Genomic DNA, 22,876 nt, shown 5'->3' on the forward strand with positions numbered 1-22,876 from the left:
ATGATGCTTCTTTAATCCACAAAATAAGTATCCGGCTTCTTCAATTCCCCTTGAGGAATTCCTGCCTGCTCAAAAATAGAAAACTCAATCGTACGGCAGATGCTGTTCAGGGCAAGGTCATTTTCCTCTTCACCAAAAGGTTCACCAATCTCCTGAATAATGGCATCAAGAGCAATAAAGGTATAGCTGATCAGCAGAACGATCAATGGCATCATCCATCCCAACGTATCTACCAGCCCGAAAGGAAGCCAGAAACAATATAAATAAACGGTACGATGCAGCAAAACACTGTAAGCAAAGGGTAATGGTGTATTGTAAATCCTCTCACACCCACCGGAAATATTGGAAAACTGGTTCAGCTGATGATCCATGGAAGTCATGACAATGGTATCTATATTTCCTTTTTTATTCTGTTCGCTAAGCCAGTCTGCAATAAAACCAAGAATACTGTTGGGAATGAATTTTTTGTTCTTTACTTTTTCCAATTGTTCTGATGAAAGCAGTCTCTCAAGATGTTCTGTACCAGATTTATCTCTCAGCTGAAAGTTCAGTGACCATGCAAATGCAGAGATCAGCTTGATGATTTTCTCTTTTTCCTCTTTAGCTTCAGGCGAAGAATCCTTTACCAGCGATAGGATCTGTCTTGTAAGGGATCTGGTTTCAATGACCAGTAATCCCCAGAGTTTCCGCCCTTCCCAGAAACGGTCATAGCTTGCAGAATTACAGAATCCCATAAAAATGGCAAGTGCCAGTCCTATCAATGTAAAAATGGTAGGATTAAGATGCACTTTATAGTCAAAGATTTTTCCTTTGAAAAAGTAAATAGCCAGGGAAAACAGCGTGATAATGGTAAGCTGAACAACAATTTTCTTTAATACGGATCCTCTCCATATAAATAACATTTTCAGCCAATTCGTACGCTCTCTGACGATCATTTGTGTGGATGTTTATTAATTAAAGACTAAGAAAAGCCACCCCGAAAGATAAAACGGAAATAATAATTCCAGCCATAAAAATCTTGTAGGTAATGGATAAAAGCCTGTACTTCCTGTTAAGAACTTTCCCGAGAAAATACAAATCCTTCACCATTGAGTCATAAATATAATCTCGGTCTTTAATAAGGTCTTTCATCGCATTATTATAATCGTCAAACAACATCTGATGAAAGTTTCCAAAGAACAGCAGGTTTACTTTTCTGTTGGCAATATCCTGAGAAGTAAATGTTGATTTTGTTACATTCGGTTTCGTAGACAAAATCGCAAATATGATCGTCAGTACACTTGACAGCAATAGTATGAAACTTGGAAGAATCAGATGTGAATTTTTAGGAGCATCCAGCTTCGGCACAAGCACGGAAAGACACACTGAAATAATAATGGCATTTACCGATAAAAGAATATTGGCTTTGCTGTCTGCAATGTCACTTAGTCTCGTATGATTGTTCAGTGTCACCCTGAATAAGGTATCTACACTTCTGTCCGATTTTTCTTTTTCTTTTTTACCTTCCGAAGCCTCCTTTTTGTTTTCTTTTTTCTCTTCTTCTTTTTCCAGCTTCTTTTCGATTTTTTTAATATTTTTCTTTTTCAGGGGTTCCCAGTTTTCTTTAGCATAATCCGTATAAAAAGTATGCTTATTTTTTAACATATCCAGATTTCCAGCATTCCATTCTTCATTGGAAAAACATCTTACATTCGTTAGTTCCCATTCTTTTCTCAAAGCATCAGAAATATCACTATAATCATGACCTGCAAAATGGCTGAAGTCAGCATCTTTTACAATTTTTTCCAGTAAATTCTGGGGTTCGTAATGAATTTTCGTAGCCAGAATCAGTTTTTCAACATCTGCAATATAGTTTTCAGGATAATTTTCCTGATGTAAAAAGGCTTTCATCACCTCCACACTTCTTTCTTCATGGTTCAGGGCACATTCTATATACCCTGTATCATGAAACCATAATGCAACAAGAACCTTTTCCTGATCCTCTTCAGAAACAGGAGTATTTTTCATGATTTCCTCAGCCTTATTAACGGTATAGGCAGTATGGATAAAATTATGATAAAAATATACTGAAGATAACTTATCTTTGAATAAGATTTCAACATAATTTTTAGCTTTTTGTAAAATGCTCATCCCTGAAATTTTGTTAATGTAAATTTATGAATTTATCCTTTAAAACTCATCTAAAAAATACTTCTATTGTTCTTCGAACGGTAATGTCCGCAGGAGCTCTTTATTCCTGTGCTACATATAACGTACAAAAGGGCAAAAACTTATTTGAAGTAAAAGATTCCGAAATAAAATCTGAAAGTGATTTTAAACTTTTTCTGATTGGAGATGCAGGAAATGCAGATGAACCTCAGGCACAAAAAACACTGAATTTACTGAAAAGTAAGCTGGATTCTGCCGACAGCAATTCTATGCTGATCTTTTTGGGCGATAATATCTACCCTAATGGTATGCCCAAAGAAACAGATAAAGATTATGCCCTGGCAAAACAAAAACTGGAAAATCAGCTAGCTATCACCAAAAATTTCAAGGGAAAAACATTAGTAATTCCCGGGAATCATGACTGGTACAATGGACTGGAAGGATTGAATACCCAGGAAGGACTGGTTAAAAAATATCTTGATGATAAAAAAGCTTTCCTTCCGAAAAATGGCTGCCCTATTGATGATATCAATGTTTCTAAAGATATAAAGCTTATTGCCATTGATACAAAATGGGTGATAGCAAACTGGGATAATTATCCTGGAATCAACAAAAACTGTAACATCAAAACCCGTGAAGATTTTTTCACCGAGTTTAAAGACCTGATCATTAAAAATCAGGGCAAAAAAATAATTGTTGCTTTACACCATCCTATCATCAGCAGCGGAACACATGCAGGTTTTAATTCTGCAAGATCTCATCTTTTTCCTTTAAAGAGTAAAATTCCTGTACCTGTAGTGGCCAGTGTCATCAATATATTAAGGAGTTCCTCAGGAGCCAGCCCCGAAGATATCAATAATCAACATTATTCAGATCTGGCCAACCGACTGAAAAGTATTGTTCAGGATAAGGAAAACATTATTTTCGTATCCGGTCATGATCATAATCTGCAATATCACGAAGATGGAAATTTAAGACAGATTATTAGTGGCGCAGGCTCTAAAACAGACCCGTCTACCATTGTAGAAAAAACAGACTTTTCCTACGGAGGAAGTGGTTTTGCGGTTTTAAATTTCAGAAAAGATGAAAGTACAGATGTTGAGTATTTTTCAACCAAAGATGCCCAACTTCAAAAGCTCACTCATATTTCCGTGATTTCCAAACCGGATGTATTCGTCAATAATTTCCCTAATTCTTTTCCTGCCACATTTTCTTCCACCATTTACCCGGTACAGCTAACTGAAAAAAGAAAGTTTTACCGCTGGCTTTGGGGCGATCATTACAGAAGATTCTACGGAATTCCTATTGAAGCACCAACCGCCAATCTTTCGGAATTGAACGGAGGGTATATTCCTTTCAGGGAAGGTGGAGGAAATCAATCCAACAGTTTACGACTGAAGTCTGCAGATGGACAGGAGTTTGTAATGCGCGGTGTGAAAAAAAGTGCGATCCGCTTTCTTAACAATATGGCTTTTCAGAAAAGTACATTAGGAGAAGAACTTGCAGATACATTTCCTGAGAAATTCCTGCTGGATTTTTACACAACCAATCATCCGTTTACCCCTTTTACGATTGGAAACATGTCGGAAAAGCTGGGTATTTTCCATAGTAATCCAAAGCTGTATTATATTCCTAAGCAGCAAGCTTTGGGAAGGTATAATGAAAACTACGGGGACGAAATGTACATGATTGAAGAGCGTTTTTCTTCAGATCCTAAAACATTGGCTTATCTGGATCATGCAAAAGATATCGTTTCTACAGATGATGTACTAAAAAATCTTAACAAAAGCGATAAATATTCTGTTGACAGAGAATCTTATATCAGAGCAAGGTTGTTTGATATGCTTATTGGTGACTGGGACAGACATTCGGACCAGTGGAAATGGGCAGAATATGAAGCGGGTGATAAAGTAATCTATAAACCTATTCCTAAAGACAGGGATCAGGCATTCAGTAAATATGATGGTGCAGCCTTCAAAATCATTATGAATGTTCCTGCCATTCGTCACATGAAAACCTTTACAGAAGATATCAGCAGTGTAAAATGGCTCGCTATGGAACCTTATCCGATGGATCTTGTGTTCTTAAAAGGGGCAGACCAGAATGAATGGGAAACCCAGGCAAAATATATTCAGGAGCATCTGACTGATGCGGATATTGATGAAGCTTTCCACAATCTTCCGAAAGAAGTGCAGGATGAAACCATCGATGAAATTCAGAGAAAACTGAAAATAAGAAAGACAAAACTACAGAGCTATGCCGCTCAGTATTATGATGTACTGCAGAAAAAAGTTCCTTTGGCAGGAACGGTAAATCCTGATAAGTTTGTCATCACCAAAAACGGACATTCCGTCCTTGTGCAGCAATATAAGCTGGGTAAGAATAAAGATCAGAATGAACTTGTTTTTGAAAAAACCTATCATGATTCAAAAACAAAGGAATTATGGATTTACGGACTGGAAGATGATGATACCTATGTAGTAACCGGAAGCGGAAATCCTAAAATGACGATCCGGCTGATTGGTGGATATAATCATGATACCTATAACGTTGCTGATGGAAGAAAAGTGAAGATTTATGATTTTAAATCTCAGAAAAACACCTATAATGCCGGTAATGCAACCAAGAATATTACAGATGATTATGACATTAACAGCTATAATTATAAGCATCCTAAATATAATTCCGTTGCAGGATATCCAAACCTGGATTACAACCCGGATGACGGTGTGATCGTAGGCGTCCTGGCCAATTACACAGTAAATAATTTTATCCGCGACCCATTTACTCAGAGGCACAGTTTAAAAGCTAATTTTTATACAGCTACAGCAGGATTTAGCCTTACCTACAAAGGAGTATTTAAAAAAGCCATCTCAGGCTGGGATATTAACCTTGATGCATTTTATACGACTCCAAGGTTCTCTCAAAACTTCTTTGGACTTTCCAATGAAAGTGAGTATGATAAGGAAGAAACAGAAAGAGAATATAACAGAGCCAGAATTTCCAAGTTCAACTTTGCTCCATCCATCTCTCAAAAGAGCTGGATGAATCTCAGCCACCAGTTTCAATTGACTTTTGAAGATAATAAAGTACAAAGAAAAGCTGGCCGTTTCATCAACCAGTCTCCGGACGTGAGACCCGGAGTATTCAACAGCCAGCAGTTTGTTGGAGCCAATTATACTTTTGGTTATAAAAATGCTGATAATACGGCCTTCCCTACTCTGGGACTGGAATTTATGCTGAATGCAGACTGGAAAGCAACTCTTTCTGATTTTAATAAGAATTTCGTAACGGTAAAAGGAAAACTGGCCATTGACCACAGGATTGATAAAAAAGGAAAATTTGTATTCGCCAATTCCAGCAATGTAATGTGGATCAATAACAATAATTTTGAATTTTATCAGGCTGCGGCTATCGGAGGTAATAATGGAATGAGAGCCTTCAGAAACGAAAGATTCTCAGGAAGATCCTATTTTACCAATAACTCAGAAATCCGATGGGATTTTGGAAGGGTAAGAAATAATATTGCTCCTGCCAACATGGGTATTCTTATCGGATATGATATCGGCCGTGTATGGAATGACCATGAAAATTCCAGAAAATGGCATCAGTCTGCCGGAGCTGGAGTATGGCTGAGTATTGTAGAAATGATGTCTGCAAGATTAAATTATTTCTATGGTTCAGATGGTGGAAGGATTTCTGCCGGAGTAGGAATGAAATTTTAAGTTTTACACATGAAATAGTTAATGATGAGCTTTATAGCCTCAAATCAGTTTTAATAAAATTTAATCATTCAAATTTTGACTCATATTTTTTACCGATAAAACAAATATGGCTTTTATTGAAAAGCCATATTTTTCATTTATATAGGTACTATTTACATTTCTTATTCTCCTGAAAACTTCATACTGATACATTAAATGTATAAGAGTTTCTAGGTAATATAATTTGATGATTTTAACATTGATTAAAAAAAGGAATAGATACCAATCTGTTTATAATTGCAAATTGGGTAGATAAATATCTACAAAAAAATATAAAAATCACAAAATAGTGATATTTAAAAAAAATAATTAAGTTGCATAATTATTTCAAGCCTTTTTGATACATGTAAATCATCCTATCACTCAATTCTATTCACTTCTTTGCAAATCACGGATTATAAAAAAAAAATAATTTTGTTCTCTATAATCACAAAATATACATCCGATGATCAAAAGATTATTTCTTACATTGTTTCTAATCACAGCATTTTCTGCCAATGCACAGATCGGGATCTTGACATCTACTCCACAGAGAACACTGCATGTCAACGGTTCGTTACAGCTGGTAAAAGAATTAAATGTAGGAGGTTCTGAAAATGTACAGGGTACTGCAGGAAAGGAGGGAGAGTTTTTAAGTTCTAATGGAGCCGGTACATCACCAACCTGGCGAACGATAGAATCCCAAAGTTTTTTAAAGATTGTTTTTACGGGGCAAAAAACAAATATCTCACCTGGTACCGGTAGTTATACAGGAAGCAGCAGCGCAACAAACTATGAAGCACCATCCAGGAACTATATCTATAATATCGTCAATAAAATAGATAATAATTATATATCGTATGATGCCAATACAGGGATATTTACTGTTAGCAGAGCCGGATATTATAACATTTCAACTTATTTATCATATAACCTGAGTTTAAACGGAACCAATCAGACAGCAGGAACGGCAATATCCAGACTTGAGAGAAGTTCAGATACGAGTGATTATATTTCAGCAATGTCGACAGGACATGGAGAAAGAACAGAAAGTATATATCATCAACTGACAGGTATCAAGTTTCTTAATTCCGGAGAAACCTTTTCTCTCAGATGTGTTTATACCCAGAACTTCAGATTAGCATCAGGAAATATCAGCATTTCTTATCTGCTGCCTTAAAATTGAAAACACAAATATTTAGCACTACCAACAACAAATACTCAATCCAATGAAAAAAAATTTATTACTGACATTGTTTTTAGTCATGTCATTTTTAGCCAATGCACAAGTTGGGATATTAACACCAACTCCCCAGAGAACATTGCATGTCAACGGCTCACTGCAGCTGGTAAAAGAATTGAACGTAGGAGGCTCTGAAAATATACAGGGTACCGCAGGTAGAGAAGGCGAATTTTTAAGTTCAAATGGTGCAGGAACAGCTCCTACCTGGCGAACTATAGAATCTCAGAATTTTTTAAAAGTAGTCTTTGTAGCCAATAAGGACGATATATCACCAAATACAGGAAGCTATGCAGGAAGCCATTTAACCGGAACCTTTGAAAACTTTGCTCAAAATTTTATTTATAATATCGTTAACAAAATAGATAATAATTTTATTGCCTACGATGCAAACACCGGGATATTTACTGTCAAGAAAGCAGGTTTCTACAATGTAGCAACCTATTTTACATATGATTTAAACCTCAACGGAACTAATCAGACAGCAGGAACTGCAACGTCACAACTACAGAGAGAGGCTGATACCCAAAACTTAGTTTCAGCAGTATCAACAGGACATGGAGAGAGGACAACACAAGTATATCATCAGCTTGCGGGCATACAGCCTTTTGCTGCCGGAGAAACTTTCAGGCTAAGATGTAAATATACCCAGGATTTTAGATTATCAAAAGGTAATATCAGTATCTCCTATCTTACTCAGTAAACAATAGAACATCAATTACTTCCATAACATTCATTTATTTTAAAAACCCTTCAGATTTCTCTGTAGGGTTTTACTTGGTGTGTTATGGAAACGGAAAGTATAATAATACCTGGCCATTCTGATCATAATTATAAGTCCATTTTGATTTGGATATTTCCGGCTGCGGAGGTATACCGGTATCAGGATAATCAGCATATTCAGTCACTGATTCCTTAGCTCTAAAATTATTTTTTGATAAACTCTTTTCATAAAAATCATCATTAATCAAAAATAATTTTTTAAATGGATTTTTAGCATTGTCAAAATCTGAATATACAGTAGTTGTGAACTGTTTATCCTTACCAGTATCCTTTTCTAATGTTTCACTTTTAGAAAGGTTACTATTTCCATCAAAATAATATGTTGTAAAAAACTCCTGATAACCACGCTTAGTATATACACTTATTGTATTGGATCCATACGTATAGGTCCTTGTCATCTCCAGTTCGGCAAAACTTCCATTCTTATAATACTTTTCAGCCTTAACAGGTCTGTTATTTTCCGTCAGATAAGAAGTTGTTCTATACCCGGAAGTCGTTTCCGATTCAAAATAATCTACCTGTATCTTATTGTTTGTATAAGTTAACTGAGTAACTATATCAGGATAAAAAACTTGGGTATTTGCTGTTACAAAATAGTTCCTTCCGCGCATTTTCTGTAAACGTCCGTTTTCATAGAAAAACTGATAATATTTTTCCGGACTGCGTAGTGTTGTGCGCTGATCCATCTCAAAAATGTATCCTTTATCAGGTTGTAAATCTTCAGTTTGATTTTCATTTACAGTTATAGATTCATCATTAGTACTACTGCAAGAGGAAAAACCAAGTACCAACAGGATATACAATATTTTTTTCATAGTTATTTAATCGGCTGTAAAGATAAGGCTTATAATGAAAAACTGTACACATTTCCTCCTTCATCTTTCCCTTTCTCATCTGCGATCATTAATGTTTTATCATCAAAGAATACAATAGCTTCCTTCTGGGAATTATGGTTCAAAGGAATTTTTTGAATTTTAGCAGAATTAAAATCGTTAGCAGTAAATCCGGTAAGAACGTGAACATTTTTATGGGTAAGCAAGACAATTTTATCTTTTGTACTGTTGATACTGGCAGAGGTAATAGCTGCATCATTATATCCTCCATCAAGCTTTAATTTTCCTATTAGCTTAGCTTCAAAATCCCCCTCTTTGTTAGGTATCTGGAATATAAGAAAGGTTCCATCAAAACCTTTGCTTCTGTTTTTGGTGAATAAGTAAAAATTCCCGTCCATTTCAACAAAACCTTCACAGTCGTACAACAGGTTCGACTTTTTCGGAGGAAATTCTGTCTGCCCCTGATAATGAAATTTTGTAGTCTGAACAACTTTGGTAACAATTTGTTTGCTGTCTTTCAAATCTGTTTTTAAGATCGCCAGATCCTGTCGGTTATTATCATTATTACCAAAATCTCCGATATAAATATTTCCCTGAGAATCGGATATAATGTCTTCCCAGTCGGTGTTTTCAGCATTTTCCACCGGTATTTTTGCCAGCATGTCACCTTTATCACTCAGACCATATATTGCATTTTTATTTCCTTTGTCTTCTATCGCCCAGATGGTTTTCTTATCTTTTGACAAAGTAATTCCGGAAACTTCCTTCAACTTTTTAGGTAAGGTAAACTGGACTTTCAGTTCATCCTCCTTAGTAGGGGAATTCTGAGCTTTTGGATTGCAGCTCAATAAAAGCAAAGCAGGTAAAATAAGAAAACGTAACATATTTATTTTTTATTTTTTTAACTGAATATAAGAAGCATTAATTGTTCCAATCGGGAACTATGAAAGTTTTTTTGCTTTTTCCCAGAGAACATCCATTTCTTCCAGTGACAGATCTGCCAGTTTCAGATCCTGTTCTTCAGCAAGACCTTCCATTTTCTGAAATCTTGAAATAAATTTTAGATTGGTTCTTTCCAATGCAGAATCCGGATTGATTCCTGAAGTTCTGGCATAGTTGATCAGAGAGAAGAAAACATCACCCAGCTCCTGTTCTTTCTTATCCAAATCTGTTTCAGCATGGAACTCCTGAATCTCCTCATCTACTTTTTTCCATGCGTCTTCTGCATCATGAAATTCAAAACCTATCCCTTTTACCTTATCCTGAATTCTATACGCTTTTACCAAACTTGGCAGACTTTTAGGAACTCCGCCTAAAATAGACTTATTACCTTCTTTTAACTTTAATTTCTCCCAGTTCTGCTTCACTTCTTCTTCATCCTTCACTTCAGTATCTCCATAGATATGAGGATGGCGGAAAATCAGTTTTTCATTCAGGGAATTGATAACATCTGCAATGTCAAAACTTCCTTTTTCAGAACCTATTTTAGCATAAAAAACAAGGTGAAGCAGGACATCGCCCAGCTCTTTCTTTATTTCCTGTAAATCATTTTGCAAAATAGCATCTGAAAGTTCATACGTCTCTTCAAGGGTAAGATGACGAAGGGACTCTAACGTCTGTTTCTGATCCCATGGGCATTTTTCACGCAAATCATCCATAATATCCAGTAATCTTCCGAAGGCCTCCAGTTTCTCTTGTTTCGTATTCATAAATAATGGGAAATTCAATCTTATACAAATGTAAGGGTTATTCGGGCATCATTACAAACGTTGGGAACAAAAGTTGCAGAGTGCAGAATTCCGGATAGATTTGATATGTAAACCAAACAGGTTTCGAAAACCTGTTTGGTTTTGGGATATTAACACCAAATTATTTACTGCCTGAAAACAAAAAACCTTGTCCGGAATTCCCAGACAAGGTTTTATATTTTTAATTCAAATGAATTATCCCTGTTTTCTGTGTGTACTCTTTGGAGCTGATTTTGCTGCTGAAGTCGCTTTTACTTTCGGAGCAGCAGGTTTCTCTGCTTTTGGAGCTTTTTTAGCTTCTTTTTCAATGCTTACTTCCTCAGCTGGCTCACCATCTAAAGTTTCAGGTTCTGCTTTCACAAAGCTTTCAGGCGTAATATATCCTGCCTTTTGAAGGATGTTGTACCACTGAGCCAATTTCTTGATATCAGAAGAATATACTCTTTCTGTGTCATAGTTTGGAAGAGAAGCCAGCATAAAATCTTTCAGATCTGCATCAGAAGATTTGTGAGAGATTGTTTCCTTATAATCGTTGTTTTTAGCAATATTTTCAAATACTTCAAACAAAGGAACTTCTTTCTCAAATGTAAACATGGCGATATTGTCCAATAAACTTACCTGGCTTGAGTTTCCAATGCTTACTTTTTTCTTTGAGGTAACATCTTCAATGATGAATCCGTTTCTTAATTGAGAAACTAATTTGAAAAGTCCTGGTTTTCCAGAAATTGAAATTATTTTTTCTAACAGCATAATTTTATTTTTTGTAAATTCTGCAATCAGCACTAGCTTTTTGCTTTTTATTATTTCTTTTTAATCCTTGTTTAATTATTTTGGAAATCTCATTTTGTAACCGATGTTTACGTCACCCTGAGAGATTTTCGTCAGCTTACCTTTTACCAGTTTCTTCTTCAGAGCACTCAGGTGGTCGGTAAATAAAATCCCTTCAATGTGGTCATATTCATGCTGAATTACGCGGGCTCTAATATCGGAAAAAGTTTCTGTATGTTTCACAAAATTTTCGTCATAATACTCAATAACGATTGTTCCTTTTCTTTTCACATCTTCTCTTACATCCGGAATAGAAAGGCAGCCCTCATTGAACTTCCATTCTTCACCTGATTCTTCAAGAATCTGAGCGTTGATAAATACTTTTTTGAACTCTGCCAACTCATCTTTAATATCTTCATAATCCTCATCTTCTGCAAGAGGCGTCACATCTATTACAAACAGACGGATGTCCAAACCAATCTGTGGCGCTGCAAGACCTATGCCATTTGCGCTGTACATGGTTTCGAACATGTTATCTATCAGTTCCTGTAATTCGGGATAGTCTTTGTCTATATCTTTTCCTACTTTTCTCAAAACAGGATCCCCAAAAGCTCTTATCGGTAATATCATCTTAATCTTTGTTCTAAAAAATTTTGCAATATAATTGTTGCGCTTACTTTATCTATTAATCCTTTTTCCTGCCTCTTTTTCTTGTTTTTTCCACTTTGGGAAATAAAAAAAGAAGCCATTTTGGATGTAAATCTTTCATCGAAACGGTGAACTGCAATATCCGAAAATTCTTTTTTAAACTCTTCTATAAATTTTAAAATATCGGTTTCCACTTCCGAAACATTTCCTTTCAAATCTATGGGAAGTCCAATCACTACTTCATCTACCTTATTTTCACTGAAATATTTTTTCAAAAATTCCATTAAAAAACGGTTCTCTACAGTCTCCAGTCCACTGGCTATAATCTGCATATCATCGGTTGCAGCGATACCACAACGAGCCTTTCCGTAGTCTATTGCAAGGATTTGTCCCATAAGTCTGCAAATTTAGTAAAATTTACTGATTTTATTCATAACGCAGTTTTTTTATATAAATCATGTTTTATTCCATTATTTTTTTTATAATTTTAATCTTCCAAAAAACAATTATATGAAGAAACTCATCCTCGTAAGACATGCGAAAAGCGACTGGCCGGAGGAAACGGAGGACTTTGACAGACCTTTGGCAGACAAAGGTTTGGAGGATGCTATGCACATGTCCAGATTCCTGAAAAGCAATAATATTTCTATTGATCATTTTGTGTCCAGCCCTGCGGTACGTGCACTGAATACCTGTAAAATTTTCAATCAGGCCTATCAACTGAACTGTGCTACTGATGAAAAATTGTATAATCCTTCTGAAAGAAGCTTTGAATCTGTAATTTATGATCTGGATGACAACCTGAATTCGGTTGCATTCTTCTCTCACAATAATGGAATTTCCAATTTTGCCAATTCTATTTCTGAGGATATTTTCCATTTTCCCACCTGCGGAGTGGCGGGTTTTGAGGTAGACTGTGATTCCTGGTCAGAGTTCGACGGTGCCAAAAAGAAACTGCTATTCTTTTATGAGCCCGGGAAAATATAACTTTACTTCTTTACTTTTTTATGTCTCAATATTGATCCTTCTTTTCTCATGTCAGAAACAGAAGAAAACCTACTATGAATCTATTGCACTGAATGATATAAAACTTTCCTCTTCTCCAAAACCCGGAAGCTGGCGGTATAATCATGAGGAACATTTCCAGACATTTGCAGATTTTCAGAAATTAAAAAAGATAAAACCTGCACCTGGAAAGAACACCATTTATCTTCAGCCCATTGGGAAGTTTGATGAACTTCAGAAAAAAGAAATAGCACTTACCCAACACTATTTAAAAATCTATTTTCAGCTGGAAACAAAGGTTCTTCCTGTTTTGCCCAATACTATTTTCCCTGAAAAAGTTAAAAGAATTTCAAAGGAAGGACATGAACAGGTTCTTGCAGGATATGTACTGGACAGTATTCTGATCAAAAGAAAACCTAAAGATGCTATTGTATTAATGGGTATTACGGAGAAAGACCTTTTTCCATTACCGGAATGGAATTACGTATTCGGACTGGCTTCATATGAGGATGGTGTAGGAGTAACCTCTATATACCGATTTGCAGACGGACAATTAACAGATTCTAATTTTAATAAAAGTCTTTTAAGATTAATAAAAATCAGTTCGCACGAGATCGGGCATATGTTTGGAATCAGCCATTGCCTGAATGCAAATTGTGTGATGAACGGAACCAATTCATTAACGGAAACGGATTATCATCTTGCCAGAGCATGCTCACTCTGCCAGAGAAAACTCAATTCAAGTATCCATTATGACAACAAAAAAAGACTTCTTGAGCTGAAAAATTTCTTTGAAAAGCAACATCTTAACACAGAACTTACGTTAGCAAATCAGGATCTGAATCTTGTACAATAAACCAGCATTCCTATTACCGACTGCCTATTCCCCTCCACCGGAGGGGTGGCGAAAATTCAAAGAATTTTTGACGGGGTGGTCTTTCGGCTAAAGCCACTATCGTTGTAAACATGAAAAACGGGCTTCCTTCTTGAACTGGTGTTCGTAACCTTTCAGCTTATGCTCAGGATGATAGCCCTTTCCTATTGAATCATTTCAGTTCTCATTTTCAATAATCATTAAATTAGTGGTATCTGCGAATAAATTAGTGGCATTCGTGGTTAACAAACAAAAAAAGAACGGACCCAGGCCCGTTCTCCATAGAATATTTTATAATCTCTATTTTATTTCTTCTTCAAATCCAGATCATCAAAATCAAAACTGAAATCTGTTACATCAGAAATCGCCTTCAATTTTGCAGATTCTGCTTTTCCGTTTTCATCATAGCTGAAAATAATATAGGCATCCGCATCATAGCTTCTGTCGTCCCATTTGATAATGAAAGAATTATTGGAATAAGGAAGCAGCTCTCCTTTTAATCTTGGAGAGTTTTTGCACGAAATTCTGTAGGTATTTCCCTGTTGTGTAATTTCTACATCACCAAACCATACATCATTGTAAGTTCCTGTAAACTGTTCTGCTTTTGGCTGTAGAGATTTTTCTTTTTTGAAGGCTTCAGATTTTGCAAAAGCAACTTTCTTTTGTTTGCTGAATTCGGCTTCCATTTTAGACATTCTTTCACTATAGGTTTTCAGCCAGTTTCTGTCTGCTACCCCAAGATAAGAATCTTTCACGGTATTGGTAATTGTGTTGAAAGCGGCTCCCGACTGTTGGTTCGTCAATACTACAATTCCCAGTTTCATATCCGGAATTAATGTAAACTGTGTTACCGTTCCGATCAATCCACCGGTATGTTGTACCTGTTTATGTCCTTTCACATCACTCAGAAACCATCCTAAACCGTATCCATAGAAACTTGTATCATAAGGATTTTTCGCAGCCACCCTATCCGGAATCTGAAGGCTCCAAAGTTGTTGAACATTCTTATCCGAAACCAGTTTTTTACCATCTTTTGTGGTGAAATTATTTAGGAGACATTCCGCCCACGTGGTCATGTCTTTAATGTTACTCATAATTCCGCCTGCAGCATTGCCCGTTTCGTTCCAGTCGTGGGGAACAGCAATTGCTTTTCCGTCTACCGGAGCATGTGCATCAATTTTATTGGCAACAGCCTTTGCTCTGCTGTAGCTTCCGAAACTTGAAGTCATTCCTACAGGTTTCATAATTCGCTGTTCAATAAATTCCGCCCAGCTTAATCCGGAAATTCTGTGGATAACTTCTCCGGCTACAATAAACATGATATTGTTATAATCCAGTTTTGTTCTGAAAGGATTTTCCGGTTTCAGATACCTCACATTATGCACAATATCATTAACGGTTAAATTTCCTCCTTCCGGAAAAAACATAAGATCTCCCTGTCCAAGTCCTAATCCGGCTCTGTGGGTAACAAGATCCTTGATCGTTATATTTTGAGAAACATAAGGATCATACATTTGAAACTCAGGAATATATTTTGAAACTTTATCATCCCAGTTCAGTTTTCCTTCATCTGCTAAGATGGCTAATGCTGTACAGGTAAAGCCTTTTGAGTTGGAAGCAATCCCTACCAGCGTATTGTCATCCATTGGCTGCTTTGTTGTAAGAGAACGTACCCCAAACCCTTTGGAATAGATCATTTTGCCATCTTTCACAATGCCTACCGACATTCCCGGTACATCAAAGGTTTTCAGGGTATTTTGGATCAGTTCGTCCAGTTTTTTTTCTTCAACCTGCGCATTGGCTAATCCTACGGTTAAAAGAAAAATGAAAAAAGAAAGTTTCTGTTTCATTGTTTATTTTAATTTTCCCAAATTTACTAAATATTAAGAGATGCTAATTTTAGCGTTGTTAAAACTTTACAATAAATCAGTTGTATTCATGAAAAAGCCTATTTGTATCTGTATTTTCTTTCTTTTCACAGTCAGCGGTATCAAAGCCCAGGACAGAACTGCCAATCCTTTGCTTTTGCAAACCTGGAATCTCAGTAAAATGGATACTTATATTTATACTTATGAAAAACAGGATGGTTTTGAATCGAGAAGAGAAGGAATCAGATTTCAGAAAAACGGAAAAATTACAGGAAATCTGATTAAATCAACCTTAAGATATGATACGCTGGAAGAGCCTGTTACCAAAAAAAATGAAAAGCCGGACCGTTACATCGGAAGCTGGAAAAAAGCTTCAGACTCTACAGTAACGTTAGTTTTTCCTTCTAATACTAATATGACCGGCACTTTTGTTATTTCAAAGCTTACGGAGAATCAACTGAAACTGAAAAAGGTTTTCAGTGCGGATATAGAAAAGAAACTGGATTCCATCAGGAAAACAAGAAATATTACCGATTAGGATCTCCTATAAATTGATAAAAGCTTCTTTATATTTGCACTCTTAAAAATGGCAGTACATGACAAAAATTCTTCTTCTTTCCGATTCCCATTCTTATATTGATGACCGTATCCTGGAATATGCTTCTCAGGCTGACGAAGTATGGCATTGCGGAGATTTCGGAAGTCTGGATGTCATTGAACAGCTGGAAAAAATAAAACCTCTGAAGGGCGTTTACGGAAACATTGATAATGCCAAAATCCAGGCTGAATTTCCGGAAGTGAACCGTTTCTTTTGTGAAAAGCTGGAAGTTCTGATGATTCACATCGGAGGGTATCCGGGAAAATATACACCACTTACTAAAAAAGAAATGGCAGAAAAGGCTCCGAAATTATTTATTTCCGGTCATTCTCATATTTTGAAAGCGATGTATGATGAAAAAAATGAGCTCCTCCATCTGAATCCCGGAGCCTGTGGAAAACAAGGCTGGCATAAAGTGAGAACAATGATGCGCTTTGTGGTGGATGGTGAAGAAATCAGAGATCTTGAAGTGATTGAACTGGGACCGAGAGTGTGACAGACGAAAGGGTTTGAGAGTTTGAGGGTTTAAAGGTAAAGGAGTTTGTGTTCATCCATTTTACTTTCTACCTTTGCACAAATATTGGTTCATACAAACCTTTAAAAAATTATGAAGATCGGTGATAAGGTTTCGGTAGTAGACGAGGATTTAAGCGGGGTAATTACTTCCGTGAAGGGTAATATTGTCGTTTTTAAAGATGAATATGGCTTTACCCATCAATATCCCAAAGAAAAACTGGTTCCGAAAGATGCTGATCTGTATGAAAATATAAGAGTTGTAAGAAAAGCAGAACCTAAAAAAATCATTTCCAAGAAACATCAGAAAAATCATTTGGTTTTAGACCTGCATTTTCATAATTTGGTAAAGAATCCCAATGACTATGACAGCTTTGAAAGATTGTTTATACAAAAGGAAAAACTGATTGAAGTGATTGAGTTTTGCAGAAAAAACAACCTGAAGAGACTGGAAATTGTTCACGGTATTGGTGACGGTACTTTACAGAGGATGGTTCGGGATGTATTGGAAAGCCAGGTTAATATTGATTTTTATAATAAGGAAATACTTCACCATCAATCGGGTGCGGTAATGGTAGAATTTCACTAAATTTGCAGGAATTGAAATATGAACGTACTTAATTTACTTTTTACCAAAGACGGATTGATCTGCCAGATTGTTAAAAACAAAAACATTCTGGAGGAAAAGTCTTATTTCGTTACTGAAGAGACACCAGCCAATCTTATTGACCAAAAGCTGGACGAAGTTCTTATTAAGCAGCGCTACGACGAGATCCATGTGATTTCAGCATTGAATCATTTTACCCTGATGCCGGAAGGCTTCTCTGAGCATGAGGCAGGATTTGATCTGATTGCTTTCAACGCTCCGACTGACAGAGAAAAAGAAGAGCTGATGCTTTCGATCAACAAAAAATTCAATATTCAGTTTTATTATACTTTCCCGAAAAACTATTATAAGAAAATAAAAGAGCTGGCATTACCGGTTCATTTTAATTTCTCCGGGGAAAAGTTTCTAAGTTCGATCAATAATAAAACCAGTAAGGAAATTCATATTAATCTGTACCATAACCAGTGTGAATTTTTTGCGATCGATAATAAGAAAATTATTCTTTATAATAACCTGGATGTCAATTCTGAAGTAGATTTCCTTTACTTCATTATGTTTACATTGAGCAAGATAGGTTTCGGAATCAATGAAACCAGTTTTTATGCTTATGGAGAAACTACGGAAAATGAAACGTTTATTTCCGAACTTCAGAAATTTGTTAAAAACCTGAAAATTGTTTTTGACAATATTCCCAACAAAAATTTTATACTTAATTAGGTTACAGGCTGCAGGTAACAGCAATTAAAACACATTCACCTGCCTCCTATAATCTACTACCTAAACCCTAACAACAATATGTTCAGAATCATATCAGGCAAATGGAAAGCCAAAAAAATTGCCGCTCCTAAAAACTTTGAAGTAAGACCTACCACCGATTTTGCGAAAGAGGCTTTATTCAGCATTCTGGAAAATAAATACGATATGCAGTCGATTTCCGTACTTGATCTTTTTGCAGGAATTGGCTCTATCACCTTTGAATTTGCTTCCAGAGGATGTCAAAATGTAACGTCTGTAGAATTGAATCCGAAGCATACCGCCTTTATAAACACCACTGCATCTGAGCTTGACATGGCACTTCAGATCAATGTACAGCGAGGAGATGTTTTCGACTGGCTAAAAAAATTCAGAAATAAAAAATCTTTTGAGATTGTTTTTTCTGATGCTCCTTTTGAAATGGAAGAGAAAAAATACCACGAGCTGATTTCTCTTGTTTTAAACAATAAATACCTTAAGGAAAACGGAGTTCTTATTGTAGAGCACCAAAGTCGTATGAAACTTGACCATCCCAATTTAATAGATACCCGAAAATACGGAAATGTAAGTTTCAGTTTTTTTGAACCCAATAAAGAAGATAATCAGGAACTTTAATTCCTGATTATTTTTTTTGAGATGACCGGAGATTCTTCGCCCCATTTTGTTATAGCTTCCAAAACAGGTAAAAGCGTCTTTCCAAAGTCCGTTAATTCATATTCTACCACTAAAGGAGGTTTTTCTGTAAAAACTTTTCTGTCAACAATTCCATCTTCCTCCAATTGCTTTAGCTGCAAACTCAATGTTCTTTCCGTAATAGTAGGAATGGATTTTCTTATTTCATTATAACGCTTCGCTCCTCCAATAAGGTGGTGTAAAATTACTGCTTTCCATTTCCCTCCGATAAATTTCATCGTAACGCTGGTACAGCAGGGATAGGATTTATTATCTATTGTATACATTTTTATACTATCATTTTTTACCGTTATTGCAAAGTTAGGAAACTTAAATTAATTTTGTAACTATAAAAATGATAGTATAAAATTATGAACTTTTTAGACCAAATGAAAAACAGGTATACTGTAAAAAAGTATAATCCACAGGGAAAAATCAGTGAAGAACAAATTGCAATGCTTCAGGAGATTTTAAACTTAAGTCCTTCCTCCATTAACAGCCAGCCATGGAATTTTATTTTCGTTAATGATCCGCAACTGAAAAAGGAATTGGGTGACAAGTCTTATTTTAATAAAGAAAAAGTACTGGATAGTAGTCATGTAATTGTTTTTCAAGTGATCAGAAATATAGAAAACTTTGAAAAGCAAATTGAAGAAAACCTTCCTGAAGGTTCTGTTAATTATTACCGAACGATGGTAAAACCTAAGGGAGAAGAAGCAATAAAATCATGGCTTGGTCATCAGGTATATTTATCATTAGGAGTTCTTTTGTCTGCATGCGCAGCAATGGGAATAGATTCTACTCCAATGGAAGGAATTGAACCGGAGGGTTATGATGCTGTTCTGAATAATGAAAAATATGAAACCTTATTTGCCGTAGCCATCGGACAGAGAGATGAAGCAGATGCTAATCAGCCGAAATTCAATCCGAAGAAAAGGCTGAATGCTGAAAAAGTAATTATAGAGGCGTAACATAAACACAAATTTCACAATCTCTTTCACAAAGGCCTAATAAAAAAGTCTGCTTCAATATGAGGCAGACTTTTTATTTATAATACTTTCAATTCTAAGTCAATGGATTTTCCGAAGAACTTCTTTGAAATTTTCTCAAAATTCTTGGTAATATCCGAAAGATAGAAATGATAATTAGGCTTTGAGTTATGATCATGTAAAAGATTATACTTATCAAGAATGATCTTCAGATGATTGGCTACAATATTCGGAGAGTCAATAACACGGACTCTGTTTCCATAATACTGTTTAATCTCATCAATTAAAAGAGGATAATGCGTACAGCCAAGAATCAGAGTTTCAATATTTTTTAATTTATTATTACTTAAATAATTATAAATAATAGCATGGGTGATGGGATGGTTTTTAAACCCTTCTTCAATAGCAGGAACCAATAATGGTGTTGCCAGTTCGTCTACTTTGATCCATTTATTATGCTTTCGGATACTCTTTTTGTAGAGCCCTGAATTTACGGTTGCTTTGGTAGCAATTACGCCTACATTATTATGGATTTCATATGATACTTTTTCGGCCACAGGATTAATAACGTCTATGACAGGAACTCTTCCTGCAACGGACTGCATCACTTCATTCAAAGCATTTGCCGTTGCCGTATTACAGGCAATTACAATCGCTTTACAGTTCTGCTCAAGCAGGAAATTGGTGATCTTTGTAGAATATTCAATAATCGCATCTTTGGATTTTTCTCCATAAGGAAGGTGCTTTGTATCTCCAAAATAGATCAGATCTTCGTTAGGAAGAAGTCTCTTGATTTCTTTGGCAACGGTAAGACCTCCTACTCCGCTGTCGAAAATTCCGATAGGCTGGTTGGGTGAAAGATGTGAATAATCTTGTTTTTTTGTTTTCAAATGAGTTGAAATTTTATGCAAAAATAGTGAATTTTATGGCATGCTGTATACATACAAACATTATACAATAAACAAATCCGAAGCAATTCCGTCTGCCATAAACCAATGTTTTTCAGGAATTTTTAAATGTTCATTCTCAATGATTAAAATACCTTCCTCCATTTTAGCTTTGATTTCTCTATGAAAATGTTCTAACAATCTCTCTGAAAATTTATTTTTTAAACTTTCCAGATCTACACCCCAGATGGTTCGTAAGCCTATCATAATCATTTCATTAAACTGATCTTCCTGGGAAAGAATTTCTTCTTCTTTGGCAAGAAGTTTATCATTCAGTTTTTTGATGTACTGCTGATTATTGGCGACATTCCAGCTTCGGACATCAAATCCGTTATAGGAATGTGCTGACGGTCCTATTCCAAGATATTCATTGTATTTCCAGTAAGCAGAATTGTGGCGTGAGTAAAAGCCAGGTTTGGCAAAATTGGAAACTTCATAATGTTCAAAACCATGATCTTTTAAAAAGTCGGATAGATAATAGAATTCCCTGTTTTGCTCTTCTTCCCGGGGACTTTTTATTTTCCCTTTGGAGATCCAGTTTTCTAAAGCTGTTTTAGGCTCAACAGTTAATGCATAAGATGAAATATGAGGAACTTCTAAAGCAATTGTCTTATTCAGGTTTTCTTTCCAGATTTCAAGATTGGATGTGGGTGAACCATAGATCAGATCAATACTCAGATTTTCAAAGCCGGAATCCTGTGCCCGCTTGATGGAACTTTCTGCTTCAGAAGCACTGTGAGCTCTGTTCATCAGTTTCAGATCTTCTTCAAAAAAGCTTTGTGTGCCAATGGACAATCTGTTTACAGGTGTTCCGGCAAGCTGTTTTAAAAAGGTTTTATCCAGATCATCGGGATTAGCTTCCAGAGTAACTTCTATATCTTTTTCAAAACTGAAGTACTTCAGAACATCATCTATTAAAGAACTGATCTCATCCACAGAAAGAATAGAAGGAGTTCCTCCTCCGAAATACAGGGATTTCAGGTTTTTGTTCTGCAATTCATCTTTTCTCAGCAGTATTTCAGTTTTCATGGCACGAAGCATTTCATCCTTGAAATTCAGGGATGTTGAAAAATGAAAGTTACAATAGCTGCATTTTTGTTTACAGAACGGAATGTGAATATATATCATAAAAAAAGCTCTGAAAAATTTCAGAGCTCAAATTTATTTAAATTAAATTAATTAGTATCTAAATCCTCTAGCATTAATAAAGTTGTCGAAGTTATATCCAAGACCGATCATGAAGCTGTTTCCTCCATAGCTCTGGATATCAGATAATCCAAGGTTATAAGTAGCTCCGATCATGAATTTGTTGAATCTTACCTTTACAATTGGAGAGATACTCAGGTCCTGATTGTCAAATCTGTTCTGAACCGTTCTGTAGCTTACCCCGAAAGAGAATGCGTTGATATCGTTAGAGAATGTCGCCATCAGGTTCCAGTCGATCATTCTTGTTGAATTTGTGTTAAGGTTGATCAATGCTGACGGTGCAATGGTAATATTATCAGCAATGTTCCAGTTGTATCCTAAATTTAAGAAGAATTTAATTGGAGAAGGCTCGTAGTTGTTTACGATAGAGGCATCATTACTTAATGCGATATCATTTACGGAAACACCCCCGAATAATCCTCTGTAGGTAGCGGCCAAACCGAAGTTGGCATACACCATGAAGATGTTACTTTCTTCACCTCTCAATAATGGGTCTCCTCCTTCTTCAGTATTGATTTTTGAATAATCAAAATTCATGTTATAGAAGTTAACACTTGTACCGAAAGAGAACTGGTCTTTTCTGTCTCCTTCACTACTTAGCGGAATAAAATATGAAGCACCAGCCGTGATACCACCCGCAGAGATCGGTCCGTTACTGTCTCTGAACACGGAAATACCAGCACCTACTCTATCAAAGATATTCGCATTGATCCCGATTGACTGCACATTCGGAGAATTACTGAATTTTGAAAATTGTTGTTGATAATTGGCGTTGAGCTGTACGTAATCTGTTTTTCCGTATTGAGCTGGGTTGAACAGGAACTCACCATCCAAAAGATATTGCTGATAGTATGGTAGTGATTCTTGTGCTTTGTATGCATTTGACAAAAGAGCTAAACATACGATAGCATATAGTTTTCTCATAACAAATCT

24 protein-coding genes are annotated in these 22,876 nt (G+C 35.9%); 11 read left to right on the forward strand and 13 right to left on the reverse strand.

Translation table 11 applies throughout. From position 1 onward, the window contains the following. Nucleotides 1–11 precede the first annotated feature (11 nt). The gene (locus tag JNG87_RS09495; protein WP_202843689.1) at nucleotides 12–935 is read right to left on the reverse strand and encodes a bestrophin family protein; all 924 of its coding nucleotides are present in this window, start codon (nucleotides 933–935) and stop codon (nucleotides 12–14) included. Nucleotides 936–954: 19 nt separating this feature from the next. Further along, nucleotides 955–2,130 carry a Pycsar system effector family protein gene (locus JNG87_RS09500; RefSeq protein ID WP_202843691.1) on the reverse strand — a complete coding sequence of 392 codons (1,176 nt, stop codon included), beginning with the start codon at nucleotides 2,128–2,130 and terminating at the stop codon, nucleotides 955–957. Nucleotides 2,131–2,156: 26 nt separating this feature from the next. On the opposite strand from JNG87_RS09500, the gene JNG87_RS09505 reads away from it, so the two are divergent. The 3 genes from JNG87_RS09505 to JNG87_RS09515 all read left to right on the forward strand — a co-directional run bounded on the left by JNG87_RS09505 (nucleotide 2,157) and on the right by JNG87_RS09515 (nucleotide 7,834). Continuing rightward, the gene (locus tag JNG87_RS09505; RefSeq protein WP_202843694.1) at nucleotides 2,157–5,873 is read left to right on the forward strand and encodes a metallophosphoesterase; all 3,717 of its coding nucleotides are present in this window, start codon (nucleotides 2,157–2,159) and stop codon (nucleotides 5,871–5,873) included. Between the two features lie 484 nt (nucleotides 5,874–6,357). After that, the gene (locus JNG87_RS09510; RefSeq protein WP_202843695.1) at nucleotides 6,358–7,071 is read left to right on the forward strand and encodes a hypothetical protein; all 714 of its coding nucleotides are present in this window, start codon (nucleotides 6,358–6,360) and stop codon (nucleotides 7,069–7,071) included. A gap of 49 nt (nucleotides 7,072–7,120) precedes the next feature. Then, entirely contained in the window at nucleotides 7,121–7,834 is a 714-nt protein-coding gene (locus JNG87_RS09515; protein ID WP_202843697.1) for a hypothetical protein, read from the forward strand. Between the two features lie 82 nt (nucleotides 7,835–7,916). Here the strand turns inward: JNG87_RS09515 and JNG87_RS09520 are convergent, their stop codons facing one another. The 6 genes from JNG87_RS09520 to ruvX all read right to left on the reverse strand — a co-directional run bounded on the left by JNG87_RS09520 (nucleotide 7,917) and on the right by ruvX (nucleotide 12,306). Further along, nucleotides 7,917–8,729 (reverse strand): hypothetical protein, encoded by an 813-nt coding sequence (locus JNG87_RS09520; protein ID WP_202843699.1) that lies wholly within the window; start codon nucleotides 8,727–8,729, stop codon nucleotides 7,917–7,919. A 29-nt stretch (nucleotides 8,730–8,758) separates the two neighbouring features. Then, nucleotides 8,759–9,631: an SdiA-regulated domain-containing protein gene (locus JNG87_RS09525; RefSeq protein WP_202843702.1), complete on the reverse strand. Its 873-nt coding sequence runs from the start codon at nucleotides 9,629–9,631 to the stop codon at nucleotides 8,759–8,761. 57 nt (nucleotides 9,632–9,688) lie between these two features. After that, nucleotides 9,689–10,456: a nucleoside triphosphate pyrophosphohydrolase gene (gene mazG / locus JNG87_RS09530; RefSeq protein ID WP_202843707.1), complete on the reverse strand. Its 768-nt coding sequence runs from the start codon at nucleotides 10,454–10,456 to the stop codon at nucleotides 9,689–9,691. A gap of 234 nt (nucleotides 10,457–10,690) precedes the next feature. After that, complete coding sequence (locus tag JNG87_RS09535; RefSeq protein ID WP_202843709.1) at nucleotides 10,691–11,245, reverse strand: DUF5606 domain-containing protein; 555 nt, start codon at nucleotides 11,243–11,245, stop codon at nucleotides 10,691–10,693. A gap of 75 nt (nucleotides 11,246–11,320) precedes the next feature. Continuing rightward, nucleotides 11,321–11,893, reverse strand: coding sequence for a peptide deformylase (def, locus tag JNG87_RS09540; protein ID WP_110009647.1), 573 nt, complete (start codon nucleotides 11,891–11,893; stop codon nucleotides 11,321–11,323). Continuing rightward, complete coding sequence (ruvX, locus tag JNG87_RS09545) at nucleotides 11,890–12,306, reverse strand: Holliday junction resolvase RuvX (RefSeq protein ID WP_202843711.1); 417 nt, start codon at nucleotides 12,304–12,306, stop codon at nucleotides 11,890–11,892. The genes def and ruvX overlap by 4 nt, the downstream gene beginning before the upstream one ends. A 115-nt stretch (nucleotides 12,307–12,421) precedes the next feature. Between ruvX and JNG87_RS09550 the strand changes: the two genes are divergently transcribed. Together JNG87_RS09550 and JNG87_RS09555 are read left to right on the forward strand one after the other, a co-directional pair. Then, on the forward strand, nucleotides 12,422–12,898 hold the full coding sequence (locus JNG87_RS09550; protein ID WP_110009649.1) for a SixA phosphatase family protein: 477 nt from the start codon (nucleotides 12,422–12,424) through the stop codon (nucleotides 12,896–12,898). Continuing rightward, on the forward strand, nucleotides 12,879–13,772 hold the full coding sequence (locus JNG87_RS09555; RefSeq protein WP_202843713.1) for an archaemetzincin: 894 nt from the start codon (nucleotides 12,879–12,881) through the stop codon (nucleotides 13,770–13,772). The genes JNG87_RS09550 and JNG87_RS09555 overlap by 20 nt, the downstream gene beginning before the upstream one ends. A gap of 323 nt (nucleotides 13,773–14,095) precedes the next feature. Here JNG87_RS09555 and JNG87_RS09560 read toward each other — a convergent pair whose 3' ends face one another. Next, nucleotides 14,096–15,640, reverse strand: a complete 1,545-nt coding sequence (locus JNG87_RS09560) for a serine hydrolase (protein ID WP_202843715.1) — start codon at nucleotides 15,638–15,640, stop codon at nucleotides 14,096–14,098. An 88-nt stretch (nucleotides 15,641–15,728) separates the two neighbouring features. Between JNG87_RS09560 and JNG87_RS09565 the strand changes: the two genes are divergently transcribed. The 5 genes from JNG87_RS09565 to JNG87_RS09585 all read left to right on the forward strand — a co-directional run bounded on the left by JNG87_RS09565 (nucleotide 15,729) and on the right by JNG87_RS09585 (nucleotide 18,744). Beyond that, on the forward strand, nucleotides 15,729–16,196 hold the full coding sequence (locus JNG87_RS09565; protein ID WP_202843717.1) for a hypothetical protein: 468 nt from the start codon (nucleotides 15,729–15,731) through the stop codon (nucleotides 16,194–16,196). A 58-nt stretch (nucleotides 16,197–16,254) separates the two neighbouring features. Then, complete coding sequence (locus JNG87_RS09570; protein WP_202843720.1) at nucleotides 16,255–16,752, forward strand: metallophosphoesterase family protein; 498 nt, start codon at nucleotides 16,255–16,257, stop codon at nucleotides 16,750–16,752. 111 nt (nucleotides 16,753–16,863) lie between these two features. Then, entirely contained in the window at nucleotides 16,864–17,358 is a 495-nt protein-coding gene (locus JNG87_RS09575; RefSeq protein ID WP_114820933.1) for a Smr/MutS family protein, read from the forward strand. An 18-nt stretch (nucleotides 17,359–17,376) separates the two neighbouring features. Beyond that, a complete protein-coding gene (locus JNG87_RS09580) occupies nucleotides 17,377–18,093 on the forward strand; it encodes a DUF3822 family protein (RefSeq protein ID WP_110011729.1) in 717 nt (238 codons plus the stop codon). 78 nt (nucleotides 18,094–18,171) lie between these two features. Continuing rightward, nucleotides 18,172–18,744: an RsmD family RNA methyltransferase gene (locus JNG87_RS09585; protein WP_062675611.1), complete on the forward strand. Its 573-nt coding sequence runs from the start codon at nucleotides 18,172–18,174 to the stop codon at nucleotides 18,742–18,744. On the opposite strand, the gene JNG87_RS09590 is transcribed toward JNG87_RS09585, so the two are convergent. Continuing rightward, on the reverse strand, nucleotides 18,741–19,088 hold the full coding sequence (locus tag JNG87_RS09590; protein ID WP_034693356.1) for a winged helix-turn-helix transcriptional regulator: 348 nt from the start codon (nucleotides 19,086–19,088) through the stop codon (nucleotides 18,741–18,743). The genes JNG87_RS09585 and JNG87_RS09590 overlap by 4 nt on opposite strands. Before the next feature lie 84 nt (nucleotides 19,089–19,172). On the opposite strand from JNG87_RS09590, the gene JNG87_RS09595 reads away from it, so the two are divergent. Beyond that, a complete protein-coding gene (locus JNG87_RS09595; protein WP_202843725.1) occupies nucleotides 19,173–19,772 on the forward strand; it encodes a nitroreductase family protein in 600 nt (199 codons plus the stop codon). Nucleotides 19,773–19,849: 77 nt separating this feature from the next. On the opposite strand, the gene murI is transcribed toward JNG87_RS09595, so the two are convergent. Genes murI through JNG87_RS09610 form a run of 3 tightly spaced genes read right to left on the reverse strand, consistent with a single transcriptional unit; the run spans nucleotide 19,850 to nucleotide 22,867 of the window. Next, on the reverse strand, nucleotides 19,850–20,680 hold the full coding sequence (murI, locus tag JNG87_RS09600) for a glutamate racemase (protein WP_137905466.1): 831 nt from the start codon (nucleotides 20,678–20,680) through the stop codon (nucleotides 19,850–19,852). Nucleotides 20,681–20,740: 60 nt separating this feature from the next. Further along, nucleotides 20,741–21,865: a radical SAM family heme chaperone HemW gene (gene hemW / locus JNG87_RS09605; RefSeq protein ID WP_202843729.1), complete on the reverse strand. Its 1,125-nt coding sequence runs from the start codon at nucleotides 21,863–21,865 to the stop codon at nucleotides 20,741–20,743. A 51-nt stretch (nucleotides 21,866–21,916) separates the two neighbouring features. Next, a complete protein-coding gene (locus tag JNG87_RS09610) occupies nucleotides 21,917–22,867 on the reverse strand; it encodes a PorP/SprF family type IX secretion system membrane protein (RefSeq protein ID WP_110011724.1) in 951 nt (316 codons plus the stop codon). Between the last annotated feature and the right edge of the window lie 9 nt (nucleotides 22,868–22,876).

The organism is Chryseobacterium cucumeris (assembly GCF_016775705.1).
Classification (GTDB): Bacteria; Bacteroidota; Bacteroidia; order Flavobacteriales; family Weeksellaceae; genus Chryseobacterium; species Chryseobacterium cupriresistens.